General features: G+C 39.3%; 13 protein-coding genes. 8 read left to right on the top strand and 5 right to left on the bottom strand.

The genetic code is table 11. The features are described from left to right. Positions 1–342: 342 nt before the first annotated feature. Together SB49_RS08025 and SB49_RS08020 are read left to right on the top strand one after the other, a co-directional pair. Positions 343–2,691, top strand: coding sequence for a transglycosylase domain-containing protein (locus SB49_RS08025; RefSeq protein WP_235537714.1), 2,349 nt, complete (start codon positions 343–345; stop codon positions 2,689–2,691). A gap of 131 nt (positions 2,692–2,822) precedes the next feature. Beyond that, positions 2,823–4,637 carry a sodium:solute symporter family protein gene (locus SB49_RS08020; RefSeq protein WP_062055506.1) on the top strand — a complete coding sequence of 605 codons (1,815 nt, stop codon included), beginning with the start codon at positions 2,823–2,825 and terminating at the stop codon, positions 4,635–4,637. Between the two features lie 2 nt (positions 4,638–4,639). Here SB49_RS08020 and SB49_RS08015 read toward each other — a convergent pair whose 3' ends face one another. The 5 genes from SB49_RS08015 to SB49_RS08000 all read right to left on the bottom strand — a co-directional run bounded on the left by SB49_RS08015 (position 4,640) and on the right by SB49_RS08000 (position 10,879). After that, on the bottom strand, positions 4,640–5,002 hold the full coding sequence (locus tag SB49_RS08015) for a DUF6804 family protein (protein ID WP_062055504.1): 363 nt from the start codon (positions 5,000–5,002) through the stop codon (positions 4,640–4,642). 311 nt (positions 5,003–5,313) lie between these two features. Continuing rightward, positions 5,314–5,979 (bottom strand): response regulator, encoded by a 666-nt coding sequence (locus SB49_RS08010; protein WP_062059004.1) that lies wholly within the window; start codon positions 5,977–5,979, stop codon positions 5,314–5,316. 10 nt (positions 5,980–5,989) lie between these two features. Continuing rightward, the gene (locus SB49_RS08005; protein ID WP_145758369.1) at positions 5,990–7,831 is read right to left on the bottom strand and encodes a tetratricopeptide repeat-containing sensor histidine kinase; all 1,842 of its coding nucleotides are present in this window, start codon (positions 7,829–7,831) and stop codon (positions 5,990–5,992) included. Between the two features lie 562 nt (positions 7,832–8,393). Beyond that, on the bottom strand, positions 8,394–8,546 hold the full coding sequence (locus tag SB49_RS15875; RefSeq protein WP_082591091.1) for a YqaE/Pmp3 family membrane protein: 153 nt from the start codon (positions 8,544–8,546) through the stop codon (positions 8,394–8,396). Between the two features lie 284 nt (positions 8,547–8,830). Then, a complete protein-coding gene (locus tag SB49_RS08000) occupies positions 8,831–10,879 on the bottom strand; it encodes an HAD-IA family hydrolase (RefSeq protein WP_145758368.1) in 2,049 nt (682 codons plus the stop codon). Between the two features lie 709 nt (positions 10,880–11,588). On the opposite strand from SB49_RS08000, the gene SB49_RS16025 reads away from it, so the two are divergent. The 6 genes from SB49_RS16025 (at position 11,589) to SB49_RS07975 (ending at position 16,991) form a co-directional block, all read left to right on the top strand. Next, positions 11,589–11,756 carry a RagB/SusD family nutrient uptake outer membrane protein gene (locus tag SB49_RS16025; RefSeq protein ID WP_235537713.1) on the top strand — a complete coding sequence of 56 codons (168 nt, stop codon included), beginning with the start codon at positions 11,589–11,591 and terminating at the stop codon, positions 11,754–11,756. A gap of 395 nt (positions 11,757–12,151) precedes the next feature. Then, entirely contained in the window at positions 12,152–13,411 is a 1,260-nt protein-coding gene (locus SB49_RS07995; protein WP_062055498.1) for a phage integrase SAM-like domain-containing protein, read from the top strand. After that, positions 13,398–14,078 carry a hypothetical protein gene (locus SB49_RS07990; RefSeq protein ID WP_062055495.1) on the top strand — a complete coding sequence of 227 codons (681 nt, stop codon included), beginning with the start codon at positions 13,398–13,400 and terminating at the stop codon, positions 14,076–14,078. Before SB49_RS07995 ends, SB49_RS07990 begins: the two co-directional genes overlap by 14 nt. A gap of 98 nt (positions 14,079–14,176) precedes the next feature. Beyond that, positions 14,177–14,452, top strand: coding sequence for a helix-turn-helix domain-containing protein (locus SB49_RS07985; RefSeq protein ID WP_062055494.1), 276 nt, complete (start codon positions 14,177–14,179; stop codon positions 14,450–14,452). A gap of 8 nt (positions 14,453–14,460) precedes the next feature. Further along, a complete protein-coding gene (locus tag SB49_RS07980; protein WP_062055491.1) occupies positions 14,461–15,840 on the top strand; it encodes a hypothetical protein in 1,380 nt (459 codons plus the stop codon). A gap of 311 nt (positions 15,841–16,151) precedes the next feature. Next, positions 16,152–16,991 (top strand): GIY-YIG nuclease family protein, encoded by an 840-nt coding sequence (locus SB49_RS07975; protein WP_082591090.1) that lies wholly within the window; start codon positions 16,152–16,154, stop codon positions 16,989–16,991. Positions 16,992–17,000 lie beyond the last annotated feature (9 nt).

Genomic DNA, 17,000 nt, shown 5'->3' with positions numbered 1-17,000 from the left:
TTGAGATGTGAGATGTGAGATGTGAGAAGTGAGAAGTGACAAGTGAAAAATGAGCAATGAACAAGGCTTGTTTGTTTGAGAGTTGTAATCTGCAGTGTTGGACATCACATACCTAAAACACCCTTGCTTGACATCTTCTTTTTATGGGCAGTCGCCAAGAGCTATTGCAATGTCTATATTGGTGCATCCCTAATTTTTTATCCAAAAACAACCAACCCTAAAAAAATTAGGCTATTTTTAAATCCGAATACGAAGCTCGTTCGTATAACAAGCTTAATTGGTGTTTTTTAAATGGGAGTGGTCCAAAATAGTATACGTAAACTAGGTGCTAAGAGCAAACAATTGTTTCGCTACATACGGAAGCACCCCTTTAAGACATTCTTTTTTCTTGTACTTTTTGGTATTACTGCCGTGGCCATCCTCATGTCCATGATCTATTTTGGGGCGTTCGGAAAGCTCCCTACAGCAGATTATTTAAAAGGCCTGAAAAACCCGGTCACCTCTACCATCTATGCGTCCAATAAGGAACCTATAGGCTATTACTTTTTACAGAACCGCTCCAATGTAGATAGCTCCCAGATCACTTCCAATCTAAAAAATGCCCTGGTCGCTACCGAGGATACCCGTTTTTATGACCATGGAGGGGTGGATTATAAAAGTTATGCGAGGGTTTTTGTAAAATCCATCATCCTGGGGCAAAATGCAGGCGGTGGGAGTACCATCACCCAGCAGGTCGCCAAAAACCTGTTCGGGAGGGAAAAACAGTTTTTTCTATCCACACCCATCAATAAGATCCGCGAGGTTTTTATTGCCAAACGCCTGGAAAACATCTACGATAAGGACGATATTTTACTGCTGTATTTCAATACCGTCTCCTTTGGGGAAAATACCTATGGGATAGAAAAAGCCGCTAACCGCTTTTTTAACAAGCCCCCGGAGGAACTGACCCTTCCGGAAAGTGCCACCTTGGTAGGACTCCTAAAAGCCCCTACCTATTACAATCCTAGGACCTTTCCCGACCGTGCGGAACAGAGACGCAATGTGGTCCTGTCCCAGATGGAAAAATATGGGTACTTGACGGCAGAGGAATTTGCAGCTGCCAAGGCTCCTTTAAAAATCGACTATCAGACCCCTAAAAAATCATCTTCCTTTTCCAATTATTACAAGGAATATGTCGCTGCTGAATTTCAGAAATGGGCAGAAGAGAACCCGGCTCCGGACGGACATACCTATAGTCTGGAGGCCGATGGTCTCAGCTTGTACACCACCCTAAATGTAGATATTCAACACTATGCAGAACTGGCCATTCAGCGCCAAATAGACCAGCTTCAATCCTTGATGGACCGCTATTGGTCGGCATCAACCACAGAAGGGGGAAAAGAGGCCCTTTTAAAGAAAATAGAAGAGAGCATGGGGGTCATCCAAAACATGCGGAAGGCCGGGAAGACCGATGCCGAGATCAATAAATTTATACAACAGAAAAAGGAACGTAAATATTGGGTCGTAGGCAAGGGCTATGAGGACCAAATGCAATCCCTGGAAGATTCCATAACCAAAAGTATCAACAGACTGCATGCCGGGGTGCTGGTGATGAGCAGTACCTCTGGTAGGATCATGGGCTATGTTGGGGGCATCGATTACGGTTTTAGTCAGACCGATAACATCATCACCCCAAGACAAGTTGGGTCCACTTTTAAACCCATCACCTATCTGGCAGCCTTGCAAACAGGACAGGAACCTTGTACGTTTTATGATAACAGGTTGTTGACCTATTCCAAATTTGAAGATTGGAGGCCTAGAAATGCGGACCATTCCTACGGGGGCAGCTATAGTATGCACGGGGCCTTGGCAGGTTCCATCAATACGGTTTCCGTGGCCATACAAATGCGCACGGGAACGGAACGGGTATTGGAACAGGCAAAGAAAATGGGGATTGAAACTGAGTTGCCAGACGTACCTTCCATTGTTCTGGGAACCGCAGATATCACTCTGTTGGAAATGGTTAGGGCCTATGCCAGTATTTCCAATGGGGGCAATAAGGTAAAGCCCTTTGCCATTGAACGGATAGAGAACGAACAAGGAGAGGTGATCTATGAAGCAAAACCTGCCTATGAGGGGAGGGTGGCCAGTTACAAAAATGTAAAGGCCCTACAAAAAATGATGGAGGGCGTGACACAAGGGGGCACAGGTTCCCGATTGGCAGCATATAATATTCCATTTAACATCATTGGCAAAACAGGGACCACCCAAAACAATGGGGATGGCTGGTTTATTGGAGCTTCTCCCGAACTGGTGGTTGGCGCCTGGGTGGGTACCTTTGACAAACGCGTACAGTTCAGTTCCACTACTATGGGCTCTGGAGCTAATACGGCCTTGCCGATGGTAGCCTCGGTTTTCAGGGATCTTAGCTACTGGAGACGACCTATTCTGACAAATTTTGAATACGAAATGGATCATTTTCCTTGTTGGCCTTATAGTATGCTAACCGCAGAAGAGGCTTCTCCCTTGGCATTGTCCGACACCACATACCGACAATATTTAAAGATACGTGATTCCATTAGGGGCGCTGTGGTGCCAATTATGGAAATTGAAAATGACTCCTTGGCCCCATTAGAGCAGAAGCTCGATTCAATTGCTATAGACAGTACAGCCAATCCATTAAAAAGAACAATGCCACTGTCACAGGAGTAAAGGGGAAGTTGGTTGTTGTTGATGAAGGGGAATAGGAAACTGAGGGCTCAGTAGTCGTTGATAAATAGATAAAAAACCGAGGAGTACTGCAGATATTACTCCAACATAACACCAACCAAACCGCAGCATATATGGTATCATTGAATTTCTGGGATTATTTGATCATCATCGTTTTTTTTACCATTACCCTTTCCATAGGGCTCTATGTTTCTAAAAAATCGGGCACCGATTCCAATGAGTTTTTTCTTTCCGGCCGCACCATGCCGTGGTGGTTGTTGGGCGTCTCCATGGTAGCGACTACGTTTTCCACAGATACGCCCAATCTGGTAACCGATATCGTACGGACCAACGGGGTTTCCGGGAACTGGGTATGGTGGGCCTTTTTGCTTACAGGTCTCTTGACCGTTTTTGTATATGCCAAACTGTGGCGAAAATCGAACGTGAACACCGATATAGAATTTTACGAATTTCGCTACGGCGGCGCCCCTGCCAGGTTTTTACGAAAATTCAGGGCCATCTATCTCGGGGTTATTTTTAACGTCATTACCATGTCGGCCGTCACCCTGGCCGCCATTAAGATCGGTGGAATTATGCTGGGCCTGGAGCCGTGGCAGACCGTGGTCTTCGGGGGGGTCATTACCGTAATATTTAGCGCCGCGGGTGGATTTAAAGGAGTGGTCTATACTGATTTTGTCCTGTTTTTTGTGGCCATGGGCGGTGCCATAGGGGCCGCTTATTATTTGGTGAACTTACCGGAAGTGGGCGGGGTATCGGCCTTGATTGCGAATGATGCCGTAGCCGGAAAGCTATCCATTTTACCTGATTTTAGTGATAAACAGGCCTTGATCACCTTATTTATTATTCCCTTGGCCGTACAATGGTGGAGTTCCTGGTATCCTGGGGCAGAACCAGGTGGGGGAGGGTATATCGCCCAAAGGATGTTGGCAGCAAAAGATGAGAACCATGCCATTGGCGCTACTTTCTTTTTTAATATCATGCATTATGCGCTAAGGCCGTGGCCATGGATCTTGGTCGCCTTGGCCTCCTTGGTGGTATACCCGGATTTGGCGAGCATACAAGAAGCATTTCCCAATATTACAGATGATAAATTGGGGCATGATCTGGCGTACTCCGCCATGCTGACCAAATTGCCCAGTGGGTTACTCGGGCTGGTATTGGCCTCCTTGGTAGCGGCCTATATGAGTACCATTTCCACCCAATTGAATTGGGGATCTTCCTATGTGGTCTACGATTTTTACAAGCAGATGATCAATCCAAAGGCATCGGAAAAGAAATTGGTGCTGGTGGGTCGAATTTCCACCGTGGTCCTTATGGTATTCAGTGCACTTTTGGCCCTGGTACTGCAAAATGCCCTGCAATTATTCGAGGTACTCTTGGTATTTGGTGCGGGAACAGGCCTCATTTTTATACTGAGATGGTTTTGGTGGCGTATCAACGCCTGGAGCGAGATCACGGCCATGTTCGCCTCGGGGATCATTTCCATTTTATTAAAATTGACCCCCTTGGGAGCCTTTCTGTTTGATGCCGAAACCGGGGTTTTTGAAAACTATTATGAATATCCCTTTGTGGTATTGGTCACCACCATCATCTGGGTAGGGGCAACCTTTATCACCCAACCTGAAAGTAAAGAAGTATTGCAGTCGTTCTATAAAAAGATCCAGCCGGGAGGACCTGGGTGGACAAAAGTAGTGCGGGAAGCCAAGGCCGAGGGCAAGGAAATTGTCCATGCCAAAGAAGGGTGGAGTGTCCCATCAGGCATTGTGGCCATGCTATTGGGCTGTGTCCTGATCTATAGCTGTATGTTCGCAACGGGCTATTGGATTTATGGCGATTATATGTATGCGGGGGTGTTAACGGGAGTTGCTGTTGTTTCAGGATTTTTGATGACCAAGATGTGGAAAAGAATAAAAGCTACTATTCTTTAAAACTAGGGGAATAAACGCTTTCTTTTTTTTGATTCCTCCACGGGGGTTGCAACGGTCTTCGCATCAAAGGCTTCCACAAGAAAAAGGAGGGCCGTAATAATATCCAATAGTAACCAAAACGTTTTATTATAAAGATCTAGGGGGTATACAGGATTAAAAATAATGGCAACTACACCAAAAGCGATCATATACAGCCTACTTTTATTGAGATTCTTGATTACCGTTAAAAGTGCAACAGCGGTCACGAGAATTCGGAGATATTCATAATAGGCATTGGGTAATTCTAAGCCTGCAAAAAATAGGTGGCAGGCACAAATAATAGAGAGCACATTAAATAGCTTGGTCTTAAATGTAGTAGGTGTCATGATGATTCTTTTAGCTCAACCTTTGGTCATCCATTGTGAAATGGAAAAACACTTAGGGCCGCAGGTTCAGTTTCATTTTAGTATTGGGTCTTATCGTGATACCTTTACCGAGACCAGAGGGGGCGCTATCCTAGTAATATACGTATGTTGTATGTATGCGATAAAATTTTCGATTCCAAATATAGAAATAAATCTATTAACAACAGCATGTTAAATGTTAAAAATCAAGTATTTACCTTCATTTTGATAGTAGGTGGCTACATCTAATTCTCATTTTAAACATGAAATAGGGGTCTGCCATAGCCAATTTGTTATATGAGCCTTAGATCTTTGAGTATGGAAACCAAATGTGCCGTGGTGTTTGCCTGAAAATCTTCCTTCAGTTCCTTAATACGCTTTTCTATGGAGCTCTTGCTGCTCGGGGAGATCCCGTTGGCCTTAAAGTGTCTTTCAATTTCATCCTGGGTGTGGCCATTGGCCAGACTGGTCATTAATTGAATTTCAAAATCCCCTAGGGACATCACATTTTTCTGATTGATCAACATGGCCAATTGAGGCGATATATAGGCGTCATTGTTATAGCTGTTGGTGATGGCCGCTTTGAGTTCTTCGAGCCCCTTGCGGTCCTTGGCGACAAAACCGTTGATGAGTCCACTTTTCCAGAGTGATTTTATGACCTGCGGGTGGTCTTCTATGGAGTAAACAATGACTTTTAAATTGGGCTGTTCCTTTTTCAGGGCGGCAATGAGTTCCTGCCCGGAAGAAAGTTTCGCCTCCCTATAATCCGGTTTAAAGGAGAGGTCACTGATCAAAAGCTGATAAGGGCTGCCATCTTGTTGCGCTCTTTTGGCTTTTAGGTAGGCATCGTCACAATAGGAGGTATGTTGGATTTCTTTGATCCTTAATTTTTTAAGGATCGTATCCACCCCCATACTAATGCTGTCTATATCCTCTGCAACCAATACTTTCTCGTACATACCCTTCGCTTTAATTGGGAAATTTAATTTCGGCTTTAAAACCATTGTCCCTCTCAGAGGTAAATGTAAAGCTTCCTTGTACTGCAGAAATACGGTTTTCCACATTCTGGAGCCCATTTCCGTAATTTTTACCATCAATGGCAATGCCTTTGCCATTATCCGTATAGGAAACTAGGGTGTATTTTCCTGTTTTTTTAAAGGTTATGGCTACCAAGCTCGCTTCGCTATGCTTTTTCATATTGGTCATAAGCTCTTGGAGGATTCTGTACAGGGCCACTTTTTTTTCATGGCCTATTTTCTGCCAGCGGATATCTTCCAGACCTTGTGTATAGATTTTGGTAGCTGCGGGGGTATAGCTGCTGAGCATGGTTGTGAGTTCCTCTGCATATCGTATATCGGTATGAATGCTGTTGTTTTCTTTGGAGATATCCCGGGTACGAAGGTAGATCTGTTCCATGGAGTCCAAGAGGTGTGGCTTGTTTTCCGTATCCTCCATCTGAACCATTAATTGGTAGACATCATTGGCCAGTTCATCGTGGACCTTTTTTGAAATCCGGGTTTCCGTCTTATAGCTTTCTTGGATCTTTTCGATCCTATGCCTCCTTTTAAGGATAAAAAACAGAAAGGAGGAGCCCATTAAAACGAGTATAAAACTGGACAAGTAGAGGATATTTTGTTTCTCTTTTTCTGCCGTTACGGCCTTGAGCAAAAGCACATCCTCACTGAGCTGGTCATTGTCGTATTTTGTGGAAGCATAAATGCGTCTGATCTTTTGTTTCGATTTTTCCAGCCCATTTCTAATTTCTGAATAGGCAAGGGCCTCAGCTGTTGTATTTTTATTCAGGTCATGTTTCAATCCTATGATATAATCCAAAGCTTCCATAGCGGCTATAGGGTTGTTTTTCTCTCTTGCTATCGCATAGGCACTTTCAGAATAGTACAGGGCTTTGGCCTTATCAGATTCCAAATAAAATTGTGTGAGGTGAATGTAACTGGATACGAGGCCACTCAGGTCTTTGAGGTCCAATCTAACTTTTAGGGCATCCAGCATTTTTTGTTCGGCATCTGCATTTTCTTGTCCCGAAAGCCAGAAAGTGTACGCCAGATTGTCCTTTATCCGTGCACCTTCCCTTGCATTGGTGGGGTTCGCTGCTTCCAATAGGGAAGTATATAAGGCAATGGCCTCTGTGTATCTTTTATACTTTACCAAGATATTGGCCCGTGTATTTTCGTAGACCACCAACAATGCACTGGAAATCTGATCGGGATGGTTATTCGCCAGTTGGATCGCTTTTTTATTCCAAAGCAGGGCGTCTCCATAATCACCCATCTCTTTGGCGCAAACCGATATGATATGTTGAAGTGCTGAAGTTACCCGGTAATTTGTTGTTTTTTCAAGATAGTCAAGACCTTCAACGGCAGTGATCTGGCTACCTATATAATCACCCAAACTTTTTTGGATAGTTGCCATCGCATTGAGCATTTCCGCCGCCAACTCATAATCTCCCAGGCGCACATCAATTTTAAAGGCTTCGTTGTAAAATTCGTAGGCTTCATCGGACTTATATTGGGCCTGTAAATAATAACCCAGGTAATAATAAGATTCGGCCATCAGGATACTGTCCGTCATCTTTTCGGATAACCGCAGCATTTTTTTACTGTAAAGGACCACACTGTCATATTCAGCTTTTTTGACATGGCTTTTTATGGTGCTTTTTAAAGCGGCGAGCTGTAAAGAGTCACTATCACTACTGTTGTAAGATTGGGATTGTTTCAGATTCTGGGCAGTGGCCATCTTCGTGGCAGCAAGGCACAATAGCAAGCATAGGGGTAAGAAAAGGGATTTTGTCATTCTTCAAATGTAGAAAAAAGGCGTAGATTAATAGCGAATAGGGGTATAAAAAAAGGAAGTGCCTTCCCCCCAGAAGGCACTCCTATAACCAAAACTAATTCTTATCCAAAGGATAAATAATATTCACTTTGGCTTGTTGTATATTCGACCAATACCGAAGTATTGATATGGTAAAAATATTGGTTCTTCAACTCACTTCATTACGGTTATCCGTAAACTGAATAGAATTTTCAAAACCTTTCACGAAAATAATCGTTTTATGGCTGAAAATAAATAGTTGCAATATGATGCCATTATAAAAACCTAGGGGCTAAATAGCCGGAATTGGGGGCTCATTACCCCAGCAGGGCTACTGAAATCAAGCTGTGGTGAAAGTTCTGCAAAAGCATGTGTTCTTTACAATGGCTGTAATTGAAAAGGATGTTGCAGAAGGGAATTATTAGGTCAGAGGGAAAGTGTAGAGGAGTGTCCGGTTGCCACTCTTGCTCAAAATGCAAAATTCCCCTTCTCATATTTTAAAGAGGAATGTTCTAGAAGATTTAGTGGTATAGGGGTTTATTTATTATTGGTTTACAATAAAAGCATGTATGACGCCTGGCAACCATCCAATTAAAGTCAAAATAATACTAATAAGTAAGGTTGTGCCTACCCCATGTTTTAGGAACACGGCTAACGGTGGTAAAAAGATGTTCAATAAAATGGTGAGTATGGACATAATATAGTGTTTTAATGAATTAGCATGTTTAATAATGTGCAAGTTCCAAAAAGAGAAGGGGGATAAGGACCCCAATCAAATTAAATACTAGTGCTTATGATTAAATATTCTACCCCAAGGACGTCCGTGCGTTAAGAAATGGTCCGGTGGACCATTTTAGCCCATTGGATTGTGCGGTTGGAGAAGTGAAAATTATAAACTGTAACTTTCAATTGAAGGTATAGTATACAAAACAATTTATATGGCCTACCCGCCCAGAGGAGGATTAGATTATCTAAAAGCTCCTAATTCAAAAGCCCTTTATTCATCCATTTTTTTCTGAACCAAAAATTGAATCTAATGTAATAATAGGTCAGATTAACGGGCCATGAGAGCCAATAGAGGCCTTTCCGATACATAAAAGGTTTAATTTTGACCAAATAGCGGAACAGTTTTTCGGGAGATCTGATAAACTGGGCCAATAGGGCCAGCTTGTTCTGTTTCAATTGTTTTGGGTCGTAGGCGAGCCCCACCTTATTCTGGCCAACGTTTTGATAGAATCCTTGTGATAATTGGTCAATAAATTCAACGTTCTTTTTACTGCTGAAGATACCCGTACTTAAAGCCATATCGGTTAGGTACTGCTGAGCTAGATCTTGAGGGTAATCAATAGGGCGTAAATTCTCGAACAGATTTTTGAATTGTTTGATCATATATTCCTGAACAGGTGACACTAAATTCTCGAAAACCTGTTTTTCATTTTCTTCGTGGAAAGTTAGGGCAAAAGACTCCGGATTGTCCATGGTATATCCCACCGTGCTTCCGTGCGGTGCGCCCAATAATTGCTCGTACAACTGCCCGTTGGCCATAAGTACTTCATCGGTAATGGTGCGGCTTGGATAAACGGAGAAATTCATGCCGTATCTTTTTGTTTCCGGCTGAATATCATAAACCTCTTTCAGTCCCAGATAATATCCGCAAACGGGAATAGTTTTACCTAAAAAACGGAATAGGTTTTCTTGCATGGTCCCGCCCCATCCGACATCTACCAATTGCATCCCTTCTTTTTCAAAATCGACAGCAAAGCTTTTCAAATATGCATCGAAGGCTGTTTTTTGCAACATTCGATAGCTTTCGTAATGGGCTGCGAAGGTGGTATTGTCCCTTAAGTGGGACATAGCTTCGGATTGGAAAAAATCAGGGAATACATCTTTGGAGGTGTCTCCGAGTTCTTCTAAAATCTGTTTTTTACTCATCTCTGAAAAATCAAGTCCGTCTAAAAATTGGATGGCTGATATTTTCCTTAAGTCTCCTTTGAATGTGCTAAAATCTTCTTCATGTAATGGCTTTAGCGACATCTGCAAGGCAGAATGCCTAGAGATTTTTAAGTAATGGGTGTTGATTTTGGATATGCCAGAGAAATTGTTCATTTCCTGGTAGGTATCAAAAAGTCGCTTTAGATAAAAACCCTCTCGAGAAAGAAAGAAAAGATTTTTAATACCAGTTTTTTTCGCCCTGATGTAGAGCCTTTCCGTAAAGAAATAAAAATGTAAAATATATTCACTGAGGGGGAATTGGCTATTCTGGCATTCCAACTCTATATTTTTGCATGCCTTGTCAAAATTGTAGGCATCGTCTCCAAAAAGATTACGTAGGTTACGCATTTTATGGGAGGTATGTCTTAATTTAATGGCTGCTATTTCATGCCTTTCCGCATTGTCAACATCACTTTTTGTGTTGTCACCCATCATAATTACCATCTTAGGATCGGTAGAGGTCTTCTCAAGAACATAAGGATAGATATTTCCATTTTCCTTGCTCAAGCCAAGTGAACAGGAAACGAATATATCCTCAAAAAGTTGGGATATTCCATGGAATTCTAAAATTTGGAAAATTATATTTTTAGGGAGATAGAAGTCGGATATCAAATAGATTATATATCCGTTTTCTTTAAAATTAATAAGGTCTGCAATGAGGGTTTCGTTTTTGAATTGCACTGATATTTCTGCATGATAGTCCGCTATATGAAATGCCCTTTCAAAACTGTCATAGCTTATATCGATGAGTTTATTAGAGTTGGCCAATCTCCGATAAGTCTCCATGATGACTTTGTCATAATCGACTTCAACAGACCGTAACTTTTGGTTTTTGCTCAAATAGGTAAGTGCCTCTTCCCGAATGGAAAAAAGCTCATCCACGTCAATAGAGAGCCCAAGTTCACGTATTATAAATTTCCCCCAAAGCCTCAGCGTGTATTTAGGGTGTACGTTTCGGTGTATTAAGGTGTCGAAAAGATCAGTAAAAATGGTCTTGCAACACTTTGCACGCTCTATTTTATATTTTATTTTACTCAATTGAAAGTATAAATGAAAAGCTGCAGTAACTCCATTCCTTTCAGTAGGGGAACTGACTTTAGATGATATTGATTCTTTGTTTGATGGTGATGCGAAAAAAGCTCTTGCATTCAAAATCGGGACAAGTTACACATTTATGTACTTACCAATTATCTCTATAGTCAAAATTTTTAAACCATCTCAAAAATAGTCCTAATGATTCCTAGTCCAATTCTGGAGTACCAGCCGTAGTTTAATATGGCAAAATTAATTTGTGAAGATTATATATAAGATTAAAATTCTTTCGTTACACTCATTTAGGGCAGAAAGCATAGTAGACCATTTTAGCCCATATAACTGCGCTCAGGACAGGCTCCGGAGCGAGCTGTAGCGCTGGCCTTCGAATCCGGTAGGCGAAACCTACAAGAGGAGGTTCATGAATACCATTAAAGAACAATAACACGCCATGAACTAAACGAAAAAAACCGCCCGTAAACATATTTTGAATATTGAGTGTCGTGGAGCCGGAGACGGCCGTGCGTCAAGAAATGGTCCGGTGGACCATTTTAGCCCATCGACTCCGCTCAGGACAGGCTCCGGAGCGAGCTGTAGCGTTGGCCTTCGAATCCGGTAGGCGAAACCGACAAGAGGAGGTTCATGAATACCTTTAAAGAACATTAATATGCCATGAACTAAACGAAAAAAACCACCCGTAAAGGTATTTTGAATTTTGAGTGTTGTGGAGCCGGAGACGGCCGTGCGTCAAGAAATGGTCCGGTGGACCATTTTAGCTAAGGAGCGAGCTGTAGCGTTGGCCTTCGAATCCCGGAGGCGCAACGAAACCGACGTCAGAAGGTTCACCAATACCGATAAAATCAACATAAAAAATTATGAGTAAAAAAACCACCCGTAGGTGGTTTTTTGAAGTGGAGCCGGAGGATTACATATCCCTAATTCTCGCAATGTTGCAAATAAAAATACCCGTTGTTAACACAACGGGCATCCTAAAAGTTTTCAAAAATACTCAAGCAAGCTTGGCATTTTTTCATGCCTTTAGTCTGCTGCGTATTTTTGAGTGTCGTGGAGCCGGAGGGTCTAGAACTATTCAGTCATGATATTATTGAGAGATAAGTAAATATAGGTTTTTGTGCCTTAATAAAGGCTTTATTTGCTTTTATCAGTTTGTTGGGGAGTTGAATTGAATAGTATTGCATTGTATAATAATGCTTATTTGCTGACTAATAAATGACTAGTTTATAATATTTAATTAGTTTTGTAGTTTAATATTATACAATGGCTACAATTAAATATTTGCTTCAAAGTACTTCTGCGAATGCTCCAATTTATGCTAGACTTTCGTTAGGTAAAAATAAGACTATCAAACGAAAGACGGGGGTTTTTATAAGTCCAAGTAGTTGGAGTTCGGCCACCGGTTACCCAAAACAGAATGATGTTAAGAATAAAAATCTAAGTATTAAACTCAGGGAATTAGAAACTTTTATTTACGAAGAAATAAATAAAGCAGAAATTTCTTTAAAGGCTATGGATGGGGATTGGTTGGAGTCTACAATAAATGAATTTCATGGACACAAGGAGGAGGATTCAAAAGAATTTTTGGCAGAATATTGCAAATACTTTTTGAATAAGTTAAGAAGTAGTCAAAAATCTGTAGCCACAGTTAAAAAGTATTATACTATTGTAAATAAGTTAAATGATTTTGAAAACTACTTGGGGAAAAAGCACCTTGTGAAAGAGGTAGACTTAATTTTTAGGGAGAAATTTATTGATTATTTATCTGAGGTTGACAGGTTATCTATGAATACAATTGGCAGGTATTTGAAGTTTGTTAAAACTATTTGTATTGACGCTGATAAAAATGAAATAACTGTGAGTAAGCAGTTACCTTTTTTTATGGGATTTACTAAAGAGTCTCCAACGGTAACACTATCATTTAACGACTTAGAAAAGATAAAAAAGATTGAGTTAGATGAAGATAAGTATAAGATAACTAGAGATTGGTTAATAATTGGATGTTATACCGGACAAAGGGTGTCTGATTTATTAAGGATGTGCGCAAATATGATTCAGAATATCCAAGACTTTGATTTTATAGTATTAAATCAGAAGAAAACTGGTAAGCTTGTTCAAATTCCTATACATTCCGAGGTTAAAGCTATTTTGAATACAAGAAAAGGACAATTCCCGCCGTTATTTACCCATAGCTTAGAAAGCAGTAAAACATTCTTTAATCGTTATTTAAAAACTTTGTGCGAAAAAGCATTAATTAACGAATTAGTAGAAGGGAATCTATATGATATAGAAACGGCGAGAACAAAAAAAGGATTGTACGAGAAACATAAACTAGTTTCCTCCCACATTTGCAGGCGGTCGTTTGCAACTAATTTTTATGGTAATCCAAAATACCCGACACCTATTTTAATGAATATAACCGCACATAGTACGGAAAGGCAGTTTTTAGAATATATTGGAAAGAAGCCAATAGATTATAGTTTACAATTAGCCAAGATTTGGAGAGAAGATGAAAAAAAATAGAGCAAATGTCAAACGTAATGATAACTCGTCTTTTATCTATCTATTAAGGGATTTTAAGCGCTTAGAATATGACAGTTCTAGAGAAGATATTGTGAATATTATATCGATTATGGCGAAGAGGTTTAGAACTGATATAAAATCTAAAGTCCTTAACTCGAATACTGATTATAAAATTAAGTTTATTGTAAAAATCGTAGTGTATAACCTAAGAATGTGTCAAAACCGGTTAAGCAAAATCAAGACTAGGCCAGAAGTACAATTAGTAGTTAAGGCTTACATAGATAGTTATTCTGACACAATTAAACATTTTAAAAAGGAATATGCCGAAATCTGTCCGGAAGCTTTTACCTATGAAAATACTCAGGAAGCTCAAAAAAAGAGTAAATCAAGTGAAATTGCCCGAATATTTAGGGATTTTGGGTTTCAAATTTTTTCTTCTTGGATTGAAATCAAAAATACCGATTCGGACATCGCATATGTTTATCGTAAACTTAAAGAGGATAAATTAATATTTGATTACATAGGTGAATCAGAGTTCATTAATTTTCTTTATGATAATGATTATGTCGATCACATAATTGGGAAATTAAAATCTCTTCATAAGATTAGTGCAAAAGGAAGACTATTTGAATACAATAGTCTAAAAGAATTACACTCCAAAAATTAATCACATTTTATTCAGTTACTAATTGGTACTGAACTGTACTGGTAAGGGTACTACTATAAATCAAAATTGCGTCTGAGTTTAACTTTAAAAAACAGACCATGAGATCAGTACAGTTGATTAGTATTACTCCTCAAGAGCTTCAAGAGGAAATTTTAAAAGGTGTTCAGAAGCAGTTAGAAGAATTTAAAAAGGATTTATCGAAGTCTGATCAAATTGAATTGTTAAGTCGAGCAGATGTAGCCAAATTGCTCCAGATCGACCTTAGCACTCTTTATCATTGGACAAAGAAAGGAACATTGACCTCATATGGTATAGGGAATAGAGTTTATTACAAAAGAGAGGAAGTTGAATCTGCTATTGTAAGGCTTAACTAAGACTCTCTATGAAAACGATTTTGGTTCCAAAGTATTTAATCAGAGATTTAGAAGAAGCTATCGCTATTGATAATAGAGTCAACATGAATAATTTAAAAATAGATGTTGCGGCTTACTTCATTAGCTTAATAATTAGCACCCCTACCTATTATCGGGAAAAAGGAGATAATCAAGATTTTGCGAGATTGTCTTCAATAAAATTAAGGCAGATTAGCTATAAATATTCTCATTATTTACAATTCCTAATTCACTATGGTTTTATAATTAAAGTTAAAAACTATAGTACAGATTCAAAAACCTGTAATACTTATAGTTTAAGTGACCTTTACCTCCAAATGGAATTGATAAGGTATACTATTGAGTATAAATACCTCTCTAATAAATTCAAAGACAGTGGACTTACTCAATCTCAAGAGGAGAGGATGGATTATGTCTTAGAGCGAAGGCCGCATCTGGTTGCTAGTTTTAATGACAACTTATCAATTGATTCAATCGGGGCTTGTCAAGAAATTTCAATGTACATGGAGAAAGATTTTAACAGGTATCGTTCTGCTTCACAATTATTATTGGAATGGGAAAATAAAGAATGGAACTATTCTGTAAAAACTGATACAGATAACAGGCTTCATACGACATTAACAAGAACTAATAGAATGTTGAGAAAGTATATACGCTATAATGGATTCCTTTTGGGGGCGGTAGATATTAGAACTTCTCAGCCCTATTTCTTGGCAGCTATTTTAAATGGAATTATAAAACGTGATGTAAATTATTTGAAAGATTTAGGGGTATTAGAAATTGTTCAGGAAGAGGTTCTTTATAGAATGTTTGATTTGGATATATGTGCCGAAAATGTCCGCTTGTTTACTGATATGGTTTTAAATAATGATTTGTATCAGGAATTGGTAAGATATATTCCAATAGTCTATCAAAATCATAAACCGTTTAGAATGGTTTGGCCGAATGGTCAGTATGGAGCCCCTAAAATTCATAAATATTATGATACAGAAAGGGATTTGATGAAAGAGGTTGTTTTAGAAGTATTCAATGGTAGTGTAAAATCAAGGAAAACAGAAGTTGTGGAGTTTAAAAAAATATTTCCATGTATAGGAGAAGTTTTAAAATGTTTGGATGAAAATGGAATACAGGTATTTAGATTGCTTTCTCATGTTGAGGCGTATTGTTTGCTGGATGATGTAGCTTCCTATATTGCAGAAGAATATGAAGAAATGCCATTGTTCAGTATACATGATTCACTAATTACCACAGAATCCAATTTATTACTCCTTGAGTCTGAAATGGAACATGCATTGGAATGTCTAACAGGTTTAAAACCTAAACTAAAAGTAGAGTATTGGTGGGAGTATGCTAGTACTCTACAGGAGTAGTTACTTCCTTTACCCTAATGTGGAAGGTTTTATGACTTTTGAAAAATAATGTTAGCCGAATAAAAATAATATAGGATTGGGGGGAGTGTTCTAATAGCCTACAGGAGAAGTTACTTATTTTACCCTAATGTGGAAGGTTTTGAAATGATGCTTCTAAATTTTGACATTCGTGTTTAAGTAGTTTTTATTAGTGGGATTAATAACTATAATTTTTTTTCTACAATTAATGGAAGTTTGTTTTTTACTGTCTTTGAATTGGTTATTTTGCTACCTTAAAACTAACTCCCCCTCCTAAGTAGTAATTGTTATTCATGATTAGACCACAAACTATTCAAATATTTTTACCGGACGGCTCCCCCACAAGTATAAAAGAAGCAGAAATTACCAACCGACTGGTAAAGGCCGTTTTATTCCCTAGAAACAAACTACAAGAAGTTGCGAAACGTGAAATCGTACATTTTACAGGAGTATATTTCTTATTTGGCACTACTGAAGATGGAGCAAAACCGTTAGTCTATATTGGAGAGGGGGAGGAATGCTTTAAACGAATACAATCTCATAATCGAAATAAAGATTTTTGGACTCATTGTGTCATCATCGCAACAAAAACCAATGAATATACCAAAACAGAAGCCAAATACTTAGAACACTACTGTTTAGATAAAGCGAATATTATTGGCCGCTATGAAACTGATAATGATACGGGATCTAAAAAACCATCCTTACCTGAAAGTAGGGAATACGATTTACTGGATAATTTTGAAACTGCTAAAATATTATTGGCAACCCTAGGTTATCCGATATTTGAAGAAAAAAGGCAAAGTAAAAACATTAAAGAATTATTTTATTGTAAAGGAAAAGATGCTTCTGCTGTTGGAGAAATGATAGATGATGGCTTCTTGGTTTATAAAGGTGGAAAATGCACTTTACAGTTAACACCATCCGCTGGCCCATGGGTTACTAACATGAGAAATAAACTTTTGGACTCAAAAGTATTGATGGAAGAAAATGGAATGTTAGTTTTTCAATCTGATTATATTTTCGATTCTGTAAGTTCTGCAGCGGCAGCGGTTTTAGCTAGACGTTCAAATGGATGGATTGAATGGAAAGACAAAAACGGAAGAACTTTGGACGAATTAAAAAGGCAATAAAGAAATTCG

Origin of the sequence: Sediminicola sp. YIK13 (assembly GCF_001430825.1) — a bacterium.
GTDB lineage: Bacteria > Bacteroidota > Bacteroidia > Flavobacteriales > Flavobacteriaceae > Sediminicola.
The sequence above is the reverse complement of the archived record's forward strand: the minus strand, read 5'-3'. Positions and strand labels throughout refer to the sequence as shown.